The organism is Sphingopyxis granuli (genome assembly GCF_001559015.1).
In the GTDB taxonomy this organism is placed as follows: domain Bacteria; phylum Pseudomonadota; class Alphaproteobacteria; order Sphingomonadales; family Sphingomonadaceae; genus Sphingopyxis; species Sphingopyxis granuli.
In genome coordinates this window covers 3,605,018-3,620,770 of sequence record NZ_CP012199.1, presented here as the reverse complement: position 1 = coordinate 3,620,770, position 15,753 = coordinate 3,605,018, and the positions used below count along the sequence as shown (strand labels likewise).

Here is a 15,753-nt window from a genome sequence, read left to right as displayed (position 1 = left end):
GCGGCCTCCAACCCGCTCAGGCCGGCGCGCGCGCATCCCCGGCGGCACCGCTGCGGAACCAGTCGGTCAACCGGCGGCACGCCTCTTCGACCAGTTCGGCGCTCAGCGCGTAGCTGAAGCGGATGAAGCGATGGCCGTTCACGGGGTCGAAATCGATCCCCGGCGCGGTGGCGAGCGCGGTGTCGGCGAGCAGCCGCTTGCAGAAGGCCATGCTGTCGTCGGTCAGATGCGCGATCGATGCATAGACATAGAAGGCGCCGTCCGACGGCGCGATATCGGTGATGCCGAGATCGGCGAGGGTGGCGAGCAGCCGCTCGCGATTGCGGCGATAGACGTCGACGCGCGCGTCGAGTTCGGGCTCGCAGTCGAACGCCGCGAGCGCGGCGTGCTGGCTGAGCGCCGGGGGCGACAGGAAGAGGTTGCCGGCGCGCGCCCGCGCGGCGTCGACCAGCGCCTCGGGACAGATCACCCAGCCGAGCCGCCACCCCGGCATGCCGTAATATTTGGAGAAGCTGTTGATGACGAAGGCGTCGTCGTCATGGTTCAGGATCGACTGGGTCTCGATCCCGTAGCTCAGGCGATGATAGATTTCGTCGGAGATGATGCGGACGCCGCGCTCGCGGCACGCCGCCGCGATCTCCGCCAGTTCGTGCGGCGGGATGATCGTGCCGGTCGGATTGGCGGGGCTGGCGACGATCAGCCCGTCTGGCGCGGGCGCCGCCTCGCGGATGTGGCGCGCCGCGATCTGAAAGCGGTCGTTGGCGCCGCAGGCGATCTCGATCGGCGTCATCTCCAGCGCGCGCAGCGAATTGCGATAGGCGACATAGCCGGGCCGCGCGGTCATCACCCGGCTCCCTGCGCGAAAGCCGGTGAGCAGCGCGAGGACCAGCGCGGGCGACGCGCCGCAGGTCAGGACAATGCGCCGCGGCGCGACATCGACGCCATAGGCGGCGCGATAATGGCGCGAAATGCGTTCGCGCAGCGCCGCGCTTTCCCAATAGCCGAGCATGTCGCCGCTGCTCAGCACCTGCTGCGCGGCGGCGACCGCACCCGCCGGCGCGCCCTCCGACGGCTGGCCGAATTCCATATGGATCACCGGGGCGCCGGCGGCGCGCATCTTCTGCGCGAGCTGGCTCAGTTCGATGGCGTGGAACGGTTCGATGGCGTCGGCGGTGCGCGGCTGGGTCATGGCGAAGGCTTGTGCCGCCTTGCCGGGCGAATGGCCAGCCCCTTGTGGCGTGGACGAGCAGGGGTGGATGGCAGGGAAATGCATGGTCCCCGGCGAACGCCGGGGTCCAGATGGCGTAGCGCTACCCAGTGTGGACCCCGGCGTTCGCCGGGGAGCGGTTCCTTTCTGGAAAAAGGGGAACGCCAAACGCCTCAGGAAGGCGGATGCGGATTATGGCCTGTGGGGATTCCCTGTGGGGATTCGGAGTTCGGCGCACCGCTTCATCCATCGTCATGCTGAACTCGTTTCAGCATCCATGGCCGGACCTCTCCTTTTGCGCCGTCTTTCAGGTGAGGGCAGACCATGGACCCTGAAACAAGTTCAGGGTGACGAAAGGGACAAACCGTGCCGAAACCGTATCCCCACAGACCATGGGTGCGTCGACAAGCTCGGCACGAGCAGAACAAGGGTGATTCAGATTTAACGCATGGTGCTCTGATCCGCGTCCTATTCAGCCATCCCCGCCGGCGGGCTCGATCGCATAGTGGATCGGCTTGAAGCTGCCGCCGCAACTGTCGTAGGCCGAGCAGGCGGTGAGCCCGACGATCAGGTCCGCGAGCGCCCGCAGGCGGATGAAGTCGCCCGGCCGGGTGGTCGGCGCCTCGACCCGGATCTTGCCGTCGGGGGCGACCGGCACGTTCATGAAGATATTGAAGGCGGTCGGAATCGCGTCGGCCGCGACGGCAAAGGGTGCGAGCGCCTCGGCGAGATTGCCGAAACAGCCGCGATGCACCGGCTTGTCCGGATAGAAATGGCGGAAGGTCGCCTCGCTGCACGGCGTTAAAAGGAAGTCGTGCGTGCCGACGCTGTCCTCGACGATCTCCAGCATCGGCCGCGACCGGTTCGACCACAGGCGATGGCCGGTGGTCAGCCGGATCGTCTCCTCATAATCGAACGTCCGGCCATTCGACAGCGCCTCGCGCGGATCGTCGGCCATGAAGGCGAGCATGTCGCTGACCTGCCCGCCATCCGGGTCGATGACCCGAAGGCTGTCGCCGCGGGCGAGCCGGAAGGCGGTGCCGCTGCGCGGCGGGATTTCGGTTATCATGCGCCGGCCCTCGGGTCGTGGAAGGGGCAGGCCCAGTCGTCCTCGACGGCGCGGCCGCTGTATTGCGCCGCTTCGCTCGCCTCGCCGTGGCGGGCGAGCATCGGGTTGATGCTGCCCGCAAGCCGCTCGTCGCGCGCGAGAATCCGCTCGCGCATCCGTTCATAGCGCCCTTCGGCGCGCAGCCGTTCGAACTGGTCGTGGAGGTTGAAGACGAGCACCGGCCGGTGAAAGCGGCGCGCGGGGCGCGAAGCGCGCGGATGAAGGCCGATGACGAAAAAAGCCTCGCCGCCGAAGCTCAGCGAGAAATGCGGATGATCCGGGTCGGCATGGACGCGCGGGTCGTAAGGCAGGCCTTTCCAGGCGTCCTTGTCGGCGAGCGACTGGATGCGCTCCCACAGCGCCGTCTCGAACGCCGGCTCGTCGAGATCGTCGGGGCCGTGGAAGATCACCGCGAGGCTGCGAAAACCCGCCGGGTCGTCCTTGTAGGCGCGCGCCCATTCGAGCAGTTCGCGGTGAATCTGAAGGTCGTTCCAGCCGCTGGTGAGGTCGTGCGCCTCGACGATCCGCAGCATGTCGTTCGCCAGCGCGGATTTCGCGCCGACGCAGGGAAAATCTGGGGCGCCGACGAAAGTCCGGAATCGGCGGGAAAGATCGGTTTCGGGGGGCGCCGCAATGATACTGGTTTCCATGGTGCGGAAAACGCGGCAGAAAAGAATAAGCTGCATCGGCCGATCGGCGAATCTTGATCTGGATTGTCGTCCGGCCGTTTGCCGCATCGCGCCGGCGGCCGTGGTTTGAACTTGATCTGCGCCCCGCGATTGGGACACCATCGGCTATGCGCCCATCCTTCATCCTCGACCGCGACGGCGACGTCACGCTGCAGGACCAGATCCGCAAGGGCGTGATCGAACTGATGCGGTCGCAGGCGTGGCCGGCGGGGCATCGCCTGCCGTCCTCGCGTACCATGGCCCGGCTGCTCGGCGTCGCGCGCAACACGGTGACGATCGCCTATCAGCAGCTGGTCGCCGACGGGCATGTCGTGGCGCGCGAGCGGAGCGGCCTGTTCGTTTCGGGCGACCTGACCGCCGGGCGCAGCGGCTTCGGCGAGATCGCGGGCATCGCCGAGCGCGCGACCCCGAACGGATTGCCCTGGTCCGAGCGCCTGCCGCGCCTGCCGGCGCTGCCCAGGCCGCGCCCCGCCAACTGGCAGCAATATCGCTATCCCTTCCTCGACGGCTGTTTCGACGACAGCCTGTTCCCCGCCGACGAGTGGCGCGAGGCGGCCAGCCTGTCGCTGAAGCGGCGGCAGATCGCCTCCTGGTCGGGAATCGCCGACGACGATGCCGCGCTGGTCGAGGAAATCCGCACCAAGATTCTGCCGCGACGCGGCATCTATGCCCGGCCCGACGAGATATTGCTCACGCTGGGAACGCAGCATGCGCGCCTGCTGGCGCTCGAACTCTTCTGCGCCGAGGGAAGCCGCGTCGCGGTCGAGGACCCCGGTCCGTTCGAGCTGCGCGCGCTGATCGAGGCGCGGCGCGGCGAGGTGGTGCTCCAGCCGGTCGATGCCGACGGCATCGTCACCGATGCGCGCCTCGCAAGCTGCGACCTGGCGGTGGTAACGCCCAGCCATCAGTTGCCGACCGGCGCTACGCTGTCGCTCGACCGGCGCCGCGAGTTGCTCGCCGCCGCGGAAGCGCACGACCTGATCGTCGTCGAGGATGATTTCGAATGCGAGACCAACTATCTCGACCAGGATTTTCCAGCGTTGCGCAGCATGGCCGGCGGCAGCCGCGTCGTCTATATCGCGGGGCTCGCCAAGGTGCTCGATCCCGGCCTGCGGCTCGGCTTCATGGTCGCCGATCGCGAGGTCGTCGCGCATCTGCGCGAACTGCGTCGGCTGTCGGTCAAGCAGCCGCCGCCGAACAATCAGCGCGCCGCCGCGCAGTTCCTGTCGCTCGGTCATTATGATTCGATGATGCGGCGCATCGGGCGCGAGTTCCGGGTGCGCCAGATGGCGCTGCGCGATGCGCTCAACCACTATCTGCCGCGCTCGATCGCGATCCAGCCGGTGCGTGGCGGGACGACGATGTGGGTGCGCGGTCCCGACGGCCTCGACGTCGCCGAGCTGGCCGCGGCGGCCGAACGCCGCGGGGTGCTGTTCGAGCGGGTCGATCCCTATTATGCCGGCAGTCTGCCGCCGGCGCTGTTCCGGCTCGGCGTCACCAGCCTGCCGGCCGACCGCATCCGGCCCGGCGTCGCGGCGCTGACCGCGGCGCTCAACGACGTGCTGGAGAAGAAGGCCGATCCGCTGCCGATCCTGACCGGCCGGGCGCTGCGCCGCAAGATGAGCGGCGCGCGGCTCGATTGCCGGACCATCTATGGCGATCCCTGCACCATATTGCTGCTGCCCGACGGCACGATGACCGGGTGCGCCGGCCATGCTGACGAAGACGTCGACACGGGGCGCTGGTGGATCGAGGGCGACCGCTGGCATCGCCAATGGCAGAGCTGGTCCTATGGCGAGGCGGCGGCCTTCCACGTCGCGGTCGAGGGCGACGTCATCCAGTGGCTGGACCCCGGCCACCGCGTCGTCGACTGGGCGGTGATCGGACGCATCGGCAATCTGGCACCATCCTGATTTCCAAACTGGACCTATCGCAAGGCGTGCCTGGGAGGCACCATGATAACCGGACGCGCCCCCGATCGGCGCGCCGGGGAGGATCATGACTCATTTCGCGATCGCCGGACTGCAACTGGCCCTGCCGCGCGGCGACAATCTGGACCGCATTGCCGAGGAAATCCGCCTCGTCCGCCGCCGTTTCGGCTGGGTCGACATGGTGGTGCTGGGCGAATTGTCCTGCTTCGGCCCGGCCACCGCGCACGCGCAGCCGCTGCCCGGTCCGGCCGAGGACGCCTTCGCCGCGATGGCGCGCGAGCATGGGCTGTGGCTGGTCAACGGATCGCTGTTCGAGCGCGACGGCGATGCGATCTACAACACGACCAGTGTCTTCGCCCCTGACGGCAGCATCGCCGCGCGGCACCGCAAGATCTATCCCTTCTATCCCTATGAAGAAGGGGTGACGGGCGGCAGCGAGCCGACCGTGTTCGACGTCCCCGGCGTCGGGCGCTTCGGGCTCGCCATCTGCTACGACATCTGGTTTCCCGAGGTCGTGCGCTCGCTGATCTGGCGCGGGGCGGAGGTGATCCTCAACCCGGTGATGACCAACACGATCGACCGCGACGTCGAACTGTCGATCGTCCGCGCCGCCGCCGCGACCAACCAGGCCTATGTCGTGTCGGTCAATGTCGCGGGCGACCTCGGCTATGGGCGCTCGTGCGTCGCGGGGCCGGGTGGCGAGATGATCCACGAGGCGGGGCAGGGGCGCGAGGTCATCGCCGTCGACCTCGACCTCGATCACGTCCGCCGCTGCCGCGAGCGCGGCTGGCACGGTCTCGGCCAGCCGCTCAAGAGCCTTCGCGACGGCCCGCAGCATTTCGAGGCCTATGACCGCGGCCCCGCGGCTTCGCCCGCGCTGCGGGCACTCGGCCCACTGATCCAGCCCGCATCCTCGCGCGACGGCCCGGCCGCGCGGGATGGTGCGGGCACGCCCGCAATGACACAAAAGGGGGGAAAGCCATGATGATTCACACACGACTATTGGCGACGACATCGCTCGCCTGCACGGGACTGCTGGCGGTGCTGCCGGCGCCGGTCTTCGCTCAGGAGGCGGGAGCCGCGAGCGACGACACCGACATCGTCGTCACCGCGACGCGCCGCGAGGCGCGGACGATCGACATTCCGTACAATATCTCGGCGGTCGGCGGCGAGAGGATCGACGCGAACCAGACGCGCGACCAGGCCGAACTCCTCCGCTCGATCCCCGGCGTCGCGGTCGTCGATCGCGGCCGGCGCAACGCCGGCGTTATCAACACGGTGACGATCCGCGGCGTCAACGTCGACAGCGCCGCGCTCGGCGATTATGCCGTCTCGGGCATCTCGCCGGTGTCGACCTATGTCAACGACACGCCGCTGTTTGCCGCCTATCTGCTCAAGGACCTCGACCGGGTCGAGGTGCTGCGCGGACCGCAGGGCACGCTCTATGGGTCGGGTGCGCTCGGCGGCACGGTGCGCTACATCCTGAAGAAGCCGGTGCTCGGCCGCTTCGAAGGGCGCGTCACCGGCGGCGTCAGCAGCGTCAAGGGATCGGACGGCATCGGCTACGAGGCCGACGTCGTGCTCAACGTGCCGCTGGGCGAGACCTTCGCGATCCGTGCGGTCGGCAGCCGCCAGCATTATCCGGGGCTCACCGACTATGTGAACGTCTACAAGCTCGATGGCGATGGCATCCCGACCGCGCCGGCGGGCGTGCTGGCGCCCGACGCCGAATATCGCCGCGTCAAGGATGCCGACTTCGTCCATGTCTGGTACGGCCGCATCGCCGCGCTGTGGCAGCCGAGCGACGCCGTCGACGTGACGCTGACCTATAACCATCAGGAAGACAAGGTCGGCGGCCGCCGCCAGATCACGCGCGGCCTCGACGGTTATGGCGAGGCGTATCGGGGGTATCAGAACGGTTCGGTCCAGCTCGAACCGTCGAACCGCAACGTCGATTCGGTCGCGCTGGAGGCGAATGTCGACCTGGGCTTCGCGACGCTGACCTCCAGTTCCTCATGGTACGAGCATGAGGGCGACAGTGTCAGCGAGAATACCGGCTTCTATGCCAAGGCGGGTTTCCTCGCTTTCTATTACAACTATCCGCGCCCGATGGCGTCGGCGGTGCGCGGCTATCGCGACAAGAGCTTCGTGCAGGAACTGCGGCTGGTGTCGAAGGGCGGCGGGCCGCTCGATTATGTGGTCGGCGCCTATTACCAGGACCAGAAGCTCTTTTCGTCGCAGGACAGCTATCTGCGCGGTTTCAAGCGCTGGTGGGACGCGGCGACGGGCCTGCCTGCCGCGGTCGCGGGCGATCAGGATTTCTTCTATCGCCGGCACGAGAATTTCAAGGATCGCGCGCTGTTCGGCGAGCTGACCTGGCACGTCACCGATACGGTCGATCTGACCGGCGGGGTGCGCTATTTCTGGAACAAGGCGCGCAACGACACCTCGATCGACATCCCGATCTTCCCCTCGCTGTCGCAGCCGACCGACGCGACCTTCCGCACCAGCGAGGACAAGGCGCTGTTCAAGGGCAATCTGTCGTGGAAATTCGCCGACCGCGGTCTGCTCTATGCCACGGTGTCGCAGGGCTATCGCCGAGGCGGGTCGAACGCCGTGCCGACGATCGGCCGCTATGCCGAGGACCCGTCGTGGCAGCAGTACAAGTCGGACACGCTGATCAACTATGAGGTCGGCGTGAAGGGCGGCGTCGGCGGGCTGACCTACAACCTCGACGCCTTCTATATCGACTGGAAGGACATCCAGCTCAACACCGCGACGCCGGTCTGGGGTTTCTATGTCGTCCAGAACGGCGGCAAGGCGCGCTCGCAGGGCATCGAGGCGCAGGTCGAGGGCCGGTCGGGCGGCTTCCACTATGCGCTCGGCTACACCTATGTCGACGCAAAGCTGACGCGCGACTTCTTCTCCCCCGACCCCAGCCGCACATTGATCGGGCGCGACGGCGACCGGTTGCCCGGTTCGGCGCGCCACATCCTGACCGGCAGCGCCGATTACAGCTTCGACCTGGGCGACGACACCAGCCTGACGCTGCGCGGCGACGGCTTCTATCAGTCGTCGACGCGCAACGCGATCAGCACCTCGCCCAAGTTCAACGTGCGTCTGCCGGGCTTCTCGATCTGGAACGCCTCGGCGACGCTGCGCAAGGGCCCCTATGGGCTGACGCTGTTCGTCAAGAATCTGTTCAACGCGGACGGCGTCACCGGCATCTTCACCGAAGCCTATATGGGGACGTCGCCGGGGCAGGGCTATTACGGCAACGGATCGAAGGATATGATCACGCTGCCGCGGACCGTCGGCCTGTCGGCGGACGTGCGTTTCTGACGGTCATGGCGCCGCCCGCCGCTCCTCCTTCCCGCGCTCGTCCCGGCGATTTCGACGCCGGGCTGGCGCGGGCGAGGGAGGCGGCGCTGGGCGGCCGCTACCGCGAGGCGCGCACGATCCTCGCCGCCATCGAGGAACGCGCGTGGGACAATCCCCGCGACCTGCGCCGTCTTGCCGAATATCACGGTCATATGAACCGGCCGGTCGAGGCCGAGCGCTGTTGCGCCCGTGCGGTCGAACTGGCGCCGGACGATGCGCGGGCGCATTATGATCTTGCCGCCGCGTCGATCGCGATCGGCCGGATCGATGCGGCGGAGGCACATTTCGACCGGGTGATCGCGGCCGATCCGCGCGACTGGGACGCATGGGCCAACCGCTCGACGCTGCGCCGCGCGACGGCGGAGCGCAACCATGTCGCGGCGCTGGATCGCGCAATGGCGGCGGCGGGGCGCGACGCGGAAGCGCGCATCGCGCTCGGTCATGCGCTGGCGAAGGAACTCGAGGACCTTGGCGACCATGACCGGGCGTTCGCGGTTCTGAAGGCGGCCGCCGATGCGCGGCGCGCGCGCCTGTCCTATCGCGTTGCAGACGATGTCGCGACGATGGCGGGAATCGCCGACGCCTTTTCGGCCGAACGCCTGCGCGGCGCACCGCCACCGGCCGCCGAGCCGGGGCCGATCTTCATTCTCGGCCTGCCGCGCAGCGGGACGACGCTGGTCGACCGCATCCTCTCGTCGCACAGCCGCGTCGCGAGCCTTGGCGAAATTCAGGATTTCGCGCTCGCGCTGGTCGAGGGGGCGGGAACGGCGCAGGGCAAGGCCGACCTTATCCGTCGCAGCGCCGCGATGGACCATGCCGCGCTCGGCCGCGCCTATCGCGCGCGCATCGCCGAGCGCGATCCGGGCGCGCCGTTCGCGATCGACAAGACGCCGCTCAATTGCCTTTATATCGGGCTGATTGCGCTCGCGCTGCCCGACGCGCGCATCGTCCATGTCCGGCGCGGAGCGATGGACGGCTGCTATGCGATGTACAAGACCCTGTTCCGCATGGGCTATCCGTTCAGCTACGACCTCGGCGACCTCGCCGCCTATCGCATCGCCCACGAACGGCTGATGGGCCATTGGCGGGCCGCGCTGCCCGGCCGGATGATCGAGATCGACTATGAGGCGCTGATCGCCGACCAGGAGGGCGAAAGCCGGCGTCTCGTCGCGGCGTGCGGGCTCGATTGGGAGGATGGCTGCCTCGATTTTCACCGCAATCCCGCACCCGTCGCGACCGCGAGCGCGGTGCAGGTCCGCGCGCCGATCCACGACCGTTCGGTCGGGCTCTGGCGGCGCTATGAGGCCGGGCTCGCGCCCCTCGCCGACGCATTGCGCGGCGCCGGTATTCCGCTGGATTACGGACGATGAGATATTGGCCGCTGATCCTCGTCGCGCTCGCGGCGCCCGGCAGCGCGGCTGCCGAGGAACTGCTGCGCAGCGACTTCCAGCAGGGCAGCGCCGACCCGTGGCGCGCGGCGGGCGCGGGCGACGTGCGGCTGACGAGTTTCGAGGGCAATGTTTCGATGCGCCTCACCGCCGGCGCGAGCGCGCAGGTCGCGGTGCCGGTCGAGGGCAAACGCCGCCTGTATGTGAATGCGAAGATCGCCGCCGACGCTCTCGACGACACCGCCGCCTGCATGGCCGAAGCCTCGCGCGATGATGGCGCGACATGGACGCCGATCCTTTCGGTCGGCAAGGCGCGTGCCGATGCGGTGACGCTGTGGCCGGGCGGACAGGCGCTCGCCGACGGCGGGGAAGGGCTTGGGGGCGGCCTGCTGCTTCGCCTGTCGGCGCAGGGGAAGCGCGCGACCTGCTGGTTCGACGATGTGGTGGTGACTGGCGTTGCCCGAGCCGAAACCTCGGACGCGCGGCAGGCGCTGGGCCGCGACGCGTTGTTCGCAGGCACGGGGTTCGACCGTCCGGTCGATCTGTCGGCCTTCGCGCCCACCGCCGATGCCGCGCCGCCGCAGGCGAATTTTACCGGTCGACTGCATCTGGCGGGCGCGGCGATGGCGGGCTTTCGCCTGATCGCCGAGGAGAAGGGCTATGAACGCGGCGATACGATCCGCTCGCTGCCCGACCTCGACCTCGCTCTCGTCCAGCACGGCGATGCGCTGATCCCCGCGCAGCGCGGACTGATCGCCTCGACCCATCCCGACTGGAACTGGATCATCGAGCCCGGCCGCGTCTGGTCCGAGCCCGGTGACGGCGGGCTGGCCCGCGCCGCGCTGCCCTTTGCATTGCAGGAGCGCAATGCCAATTGCACGCACAACGGGATGCTGACCTTCCTGTTCGGCGCGGACGGAACGGTGAGCAAGGCCGCCTTTGAGATCGCGGGCGAGACCTGCCGCTACCGCAAGTTCGACGCCTGGGGCTTCGTCGCCGCGCGCGCTGCGCCGGGCGCGGTCGCCGATGCCGAGGCGATCGTCCGGCGGCACGAAGCGGTCGTCGCGGCGCGGCTTCCGGTGCGTCCGGTCGAGGCGCTGCCCGATGCGCTGGCGCTCGCCACCGCCGCGGGACCGGAGCCGACCGTCTATGGCGCGGTGGTGGACGGCATCCATTATCGCAGCGCCTGCGTCACGCGTCATGGCGACTATCCGGCGTGCGAGGTCATCGACCTGCCTTCCTATTCGACCGCCAAGTCGCTGTTCGGCGGGGTGGCGCTGATGCGGCTCGAAAAACTCTATCCGGGCAGCGCCGGGGCGAGTATCGCCGCCTATGTCCCCGCCTGCGCGCGCGGCTGGGCGGGTGTGACGCTCGAGCAGACGCTCGACATGACGACCGGCCGTTATCGCTCGGCCGTCTATATGGCCGACGAAGACGACCCGTCGATCGCCGGTTTCTTCGAGCCCGCCGACCATGCGGCGAAGATCGCCTTCGCCTGCACCTATTATCCGCGCAAGGCGCCGCCGGGCGGCAAATGGGTCTATCATACCTCGGACACCTATCTGCTCGGCACCGCGATGGCCGCGATCCTGCGCGAGAAGCGCGGCGCGGACGCCGATCTCTACGACGATCTCGTCCGACCCTTGTGGGATGACCTCGAGCTCAGCCCGACGCTGTCGACGACGCGGCGGACCGAGGATGCGGCGGCGCAGCCCTTCGTCGGCTGGGGACTGACCTATCAGCCCGACGACATCGCGCGGCTGTCGCGCTGGCTGATGCAAGGCGCGGGCGGGCTGCTCGATCGGCGCCTGCTCGACGCGGCGATGCAGCGCGCGCCGAAGGGCGGCGGGCTTCCGGCGGGTTTTCCCGGCTTTCGCTACCGCGCCGGCTTCTGGGCGCGCGAGATGGGCGCGAAGCAAGGTTGCGCTGCGCCGCTCTGGGGTCCCGCCATGTCGGGGTTCGGCGGCATTTCGGTTGCGATGCTGCCTAGCCGTGACGCGCTCTTCTACAGCTTCGGCGACAGCGATCATTGGGACTGGGGTCCCGCCGCCGTGGCGCTGACCGGAGAGGATACGCCATGCGGCTGACCGACAAGCTGCCCAGGGTCGCGCCCGATGGCCTGCCCGCCGCTGTGCTGCTGTCCTTCCTCGCCACCGCCGGGCTTTTCTACGTCAACATCATGGCGGCGCTCGTCACCGGCCTGTCGGACGGGCTGGGGATCAAGCCCGCGAGCGCGGGGCTGATCGCATCGGCCAATGTCTATGGGGCTGCGGTCGGGGCGCTGGCCGCGGTGTTCCTGATCCGGCGTATCCCGTGGCGTGTTGCCGCAACGGCGGCGCTGCTCGGCCTGATCGCCATCGACCTCGTCTCGACCCGCGTCGTGTCGGTGCCATGGCTCACGGCCTTGCGCGCCTGTCATGGGATCGTCGGCGGACTGCTCGTCGGGGTGGCCTTCGCGGTGATCGCGCGCACCCGTTCGCCCGATCGTGTGTTCGGGATGCTGCTCGTCGTGCAGTTCGGGATCGGCGGCATTGGCCTGTGGGCGCTGCCGCCGCTGGTTCCGCATTACGGCACCGCGATCCTGTTCCTCGCACTCGCCGCCTTCAGCCTCGCGACGCTGGCTATGCTGCCCTTCCTGCCTGCTTATCCGGTTGCGACGGAGAGCGGCGTGACCGCCGCGCCCGCGCCGATCGCACGGCGCCCGCTCGCCGCGACGCTCGCCGCCATCTTCCTGTTCCAGGCGGGCAATATGGGTCTCGCCGCCTTCATCATCGGGCTGGGGCGCAATGCGGGCCTGTCGCAGGATTTCATCGGGCCGACGCTTGCCGCCGCCAACTGGCTCGGCGCGCTGGGGTCGATCCTCGTCGTCGCGATGGGCGCGCGCTTCGGGCGGGCGAAGCCGATCCTCGGCTCGATCGCGGTGACCTTGCTGTTCACCGCCGCCTTCTGGCGCTCCGATCTCGCCGTCGTCTATGTCGCCGCCAACATCGGCTCGGCGATCGTGTGGGCCTTCACCATCCCCTATCTGCTCGGCCTTGCCGCCGCCTTCGACAAGGTCGGGCGGACTGCTGCGCTCGGCGGCTTCTGTTCGAAGCTCGGCCTGGCGAGCGGGCCGCTGCTGACCGGCCTGCTGCTCGATCGCGGCGGCTATCCGCTGACGATCGGGGCTGCGGTGCTGCTGTTGCTGCTCAGCGGGCTTGCGGCGGCCTGGCCCGCCCGGCTGCTCGACCGCGCCGCCCCTTCCCAAGACTGATCCCAAACCAACGAGGTCCAACGATGAGCCAGAATGCCCTTCTTTTGTCGCGCCGTGCCGCCGCCGTTCCGCAGGGGGTCGCCACCGCGACGCCGCTGTTCGCGGAGCGCGCCGAAAATGCCGAGCTGTGGGATGCCGACGGCACGCGCTACATCGACTTTGCCGGCGGCATCGCGGTGCTCAACGTCGGGCATTGCCATCCGCGGGTGATCGCGGCGGTGCGCGACCAACTCGACCGCTACACTCACACGGCGTTTCAGGTCGTCGCCTATGAACCCTATGTCGCGCTGTGCGAGCGGCTGAACGCGCTCGCGCCCATCGCGGGGCCCGCCAAGACGGTCCTGTTCACGACCGGGGCCGAAGCGGTCGAGAATGCGGTGAAGATCGCGCGCGCCGCGACCGGGCGGCCGGGCGTGATCGCCTTCGGCGGGGGCTTTCACGGCCGCACGCTGCTCACCATGGCGATGACGGGCAAGGTGCTGCCCTACAAGCGCAGCTTTGGTCCGTTGCCGGGCGAGGTATTCCACCTGCCGTTCCCGATCGCCCACTATGGCGTCGGCGTCGAGGACAGCCTGCGTGCCCTGTCGCTGCTGTTCGCCGCCGACATCGAGCCGTCGCGCGTCGCCGCGATCATCGTCGAGCCAGTGCAGGGCGAGGGCGGCTTCCACATGGCGCCGCCCGAATTGCTCCAGGCGCTGCGCCGTATCTGCGACGAGCATGGCATCCTGCTGATCGCCGACGAGGTGCAGACCGGCTTCGCGCGCACCGGGCGGATGTTCGGGATCGAGCATGGCGGGATCGAGCCCGACCTGATGACCGTCGCCAAGTCGCTCGCCGGCGGCTTCCCGCTGTCGGGGGTGATCGGCCGCGCCGACATCATGGACGCGGCGCAGCCCGGCGGACTCGGCGGCACCTATGCGGGGTCGCCCGTCGCCTGCGCGGCGGCGCTCGCGGTGCTCGACGTGATCGAGGAGGAGGGGCTGATCGCGCGGGCGAACGCCATCGGCGATCGATTGCGGACCACGCTGGAAGCCTTCGCGGCGCGCAATGACCTTCTGCCCATCGGTCATGTCCGCGGCCCCGGCGCGATGGTCGCGTTCGACCTGCTCGCGGCGCGCGGCGGCGACGAGCCCGACGGCGCGGCGGCGAAGCGCGTGACGGCGCGCGCCCTGGAGCGGGGGCTTGTGCTGCTGAGCTGCGGTATCCACGGCGAAACCATCCGCCTGCTGATGCCGCTCACCGCGTCCGACGCGGTGGTCGACGAGGGCATGGCGATACTGGAAGAGGCATTGAGCGCATTATGAGCAACGCATGGACATTGACGCGCGGCGACCTGCTGCGGACCGAGGCTTTCGTCGGCGGCCGCTGGGTGGCGGGCGAACGCCGTCTGGCCGTCACCAACCCCGCGACCGGGGCGCTGATCGCCGAGGTTGCCGATACGACCGCCGCCGACACGCGCACCGCGATTGATGCGGCGGCGGCGGCGATGCCCGCCTGGGCGGCGACCCCGGCCAAGGCGCGCGCCGCGATTCTGCGCCGCTGGTTCGATCTGATCATGGCGAATCAGGAGGATCTCGCGCGGCTGATGACCGCCGAACAGGGCAAGCCGCTCGCCGAAAGCCGGGGCGAGATCGCCTATGCGGCCTCCTTCATCGAATGGTTCGCGGAGGAAGCAAAGCGCGTCTACGGTGACGTGATACCGGCGCCGCACGGTGGGCAGCGCATCCTCGTGCTCAAGCAACCGGTCGGTGTCGTCGCGGCGATCACGCCGTGGAACTTCCCCGCCGCGATGATCACCCGCAAGGTTGGTCCGGCGCTCGCCGCGGGCTGCGGCATCGTCGTCAAGCCGGCGGCGCAGACTCCGCTGTCGGCGCTCGCGCTCGCAGTGCTGGCGGAGGAAGCCGGGCTGCCCGCCGGCCTGCTGTCGATCGTCCCGACCAGCGATGCGCGCGGCGTCGGCGAAGAGATGACGGGCAACCCGCTGGTCCGCAAGCTCTCCTTCACCGGCTCGACCGAGATCGGCAAGCTGCTCTATCGCCAGTCGGCCGACACGGTGAAGAAGCTCGGCCTCGAACTCGGCGGCAACGCGCCTTTCATCGTCTTCGACGACGCCGATGTGGACGAAGCGGTGAAGGGCGCGATCGCATCCAAATACCGCAACGCCGGGCAGACCTGCGTCTGCGCCAACCGTCTCTATGTGCAGGCGGGCATCCATGACGCGTTCGTCGCGCGCCTCGCCGACGCTGTGCGGGCGCTGAAGGTCGGCGATGGCGCGGCGCCGGGGATCGAGGTCGGCCCGCTGATCGAGGAAGCGGCGGTCGAAAAGGTCGAACGGCATATCGCCGACGCGACTGCAAAGGGCGCGCGGGTTGTCTGCGGCGGCGCGCGCTCGGCGCTCGGCGGCACCTTTTTCGAACCAACGCTGCTTGTCGGGGTCACGGCGGCGATGGCGGTCGCGCAGGAGGAAACCTTCGGCCCGCTGGCGCCGGTTTTCCGTTTCGAGGACGAGGCTGACGTCATCGCGCAGGCAAACGACACGCGCTTCGGCCTCGCCGCCTATTTCTATGCGCGCGACCTCGCGCGCGTCTGGCGCGTCGCGGAGGCGCTCGAATATGGGATCGTCGGGGTCAACACCGGTCTGATCTCCACCGAGGTCGCGCCGTTCGGCGGGATCAAGGAATCGGGCGTCGGGCGCGAGGGGTCACGCTATGGAATCGACGATTATCTCGAGATCAAATATGTCTGCATGGGCCTGAATCCGGTCTGACCCCTGAGGGACAATCGGTTCCGATAAAC

The 15,753-nt window shown here is 68.7% G+C and carries 11 protein-coding genes; 8 read left to right on the top strand and 3 right to left on the bottom strand.

What is annotated here, in order from left to right; genetic code table 11:
* Positions 1–16: 16 nt before the first annotated feature.
* From SGRAN_RS16605 to gntA, 3 genes are all read right to left on the bottom strand, one after another.
* The gene (locus tag SGRAN_RS16605) at positions 17–1,189 is read right to left on the bottom strand and encodes a pyridoxal phosphate-dependent aminotransferase (protein ID WP_067185535.1); all 1,173 of its coding nucleotides are present in this window, start codon (positions 1,187–1,189) and stop codon (positions 17–19) included.
* Positions 1,190–1,679: 490 nt separating this feature from the next.
* On the bottom strand, positions 1,680–2,276 hold the full coding sequence (locus SGRAN_RS16600; protein WP_067185533.1) for a DUF1989 domain-containing protein: 597 nt from the start codon (positions 2,274–2,276) through the stop codon (positions 1,680–1,682).
* Positions 2,273–2,965 (bottom strand): guanitoxin biosynthesis heme-dependent pre-guanitoxin N-hydroxylase GntA, encoded by a 693-nt coding sequence (gene gntA / locus SGRAN_RS16595; RefSeq protein ID WP_067187139.1) that lies wholly within the window; start codon positions 2,963–2,965, stop codon positions 2,273–2,275. The genes SGRAN_RS16600 and gntA overlap by 4 nt, the downstream gene beginning before the upstream one ends.
* A gap of 146 nt (positions 2,966–3,111) precedes the next feature.
* On the opposite strand from gntA, the gene SGRAN_RS16590 reads away from it, so the two are divergent.
* The 8 genes from SGRAN_RS16590 (at position 3,112) to SGRAN_RS16555 (ending at position 15,724) form a co-directional block, all read left to right on the top strand.
* Positions 3,112–4,917 carry an aminotransferase-like domain-containing protein gene (locus SGRAN_RS16590; protein ID WP_067185531.1) on the top strand — a complete coding sequence of 602 codons (1,806 nt, stop codon included), beginning with the start codon at positions 3,112–3,114 and terminating at the stop codon, positions 4,915–4,917.
* Between the two features lie 85 nt (positions 4,918–5,002).
* Positions 5,003–5,920, top strand: coding sequence for a carbon-nitrogen hydrolase family protein (locus SGRAN_RS16585; protein WP_082737318.1), 918 nt, complete (start codon positions 5,003–5,005; stop codon positions 5,918–5,920).
* Entirely contained in the window at positions 5,917–8,277 is a 2,361-nt protein-coding gene (locus SGRAN_RS16580; protein WP_067185529.1) for a TonB-dependent receptor, read from the top strand. Before SGRAN_RS16585 ends, SGRAN_RS16580 begins: the two co-directional genes overlap by 4 nt.
* 5 nt (positions 8,278–8,282) lie before the next feature.
* The gene (locus tag SGRAN_RS16575; RefSeq protein WP_067185527.1) at positions 8,283–9,686 is read left to right on the top strand and encodes a tetratricopeptide repeat-containing sulfotransferase family protein; all 1,404 of its coding nucleotides are present in this window, start codon (positions 8,283–8,285) and stop codon (positions 9,684–9,686) included.
* On the top strand, positions 9,683–11,791 hold the full coding sequence (locus tag SGRAN_RS16570; protein ID WP_067185525.1) for a serine hydrolase domain-containing protein: 2,109 nt from the start codon (positions 9,683–9,685) through the stop codon (positions 11,789–11,791). Before SGRAN_RS16575 ends, SGRAN_RS16570 begins: the two co-directional genes overlap by 4 nt.
* Positions 11,782–12,957 (top strand): MFS transporter, encoded by a 1,176-nt coding sequence (locus tag SGRAN_RS16565; protein ID WP_067185523.1) that lies wholly within the window; start codon positions 11,782–11,784, stop codon positions 12,955–12,957. The genes SGRAN_RS16570 and SGRAN_RS16565 overlap by 10 nt, the downstream gene beginning before the upstream one ends.
* Before the next feature lie 23 nt (positions 12,958–12,980).
* Entirely contained in the window at positions 12,981–14,261 is a 1,281-nt protein-coding gene (gene gabT / locus SGRAN_RS16560) for a 4-aminobutyrate--2-oxoglutarate transaminase (RefSeq protein ID WP_067185522.1), read from the top strand.
* Positions 14,258–15,724, top strand: a complete 1,467-nt coding sequence (locus SGRAN_RS16555; RefSeq protein ID WP_067185520.1) for an NAD-dependent succinate-semialdehyde dehydrogenase — start codon at positions 14,258–14,260, stop codon at positions 15,722–15,724. The genes gabT and SGRAN_RS16555 overlap by 4 nt, the downstream gene beginning before the upstream one ends.
* Positions 15,725–15,753 lie beyond the last annotated feature (29 nt).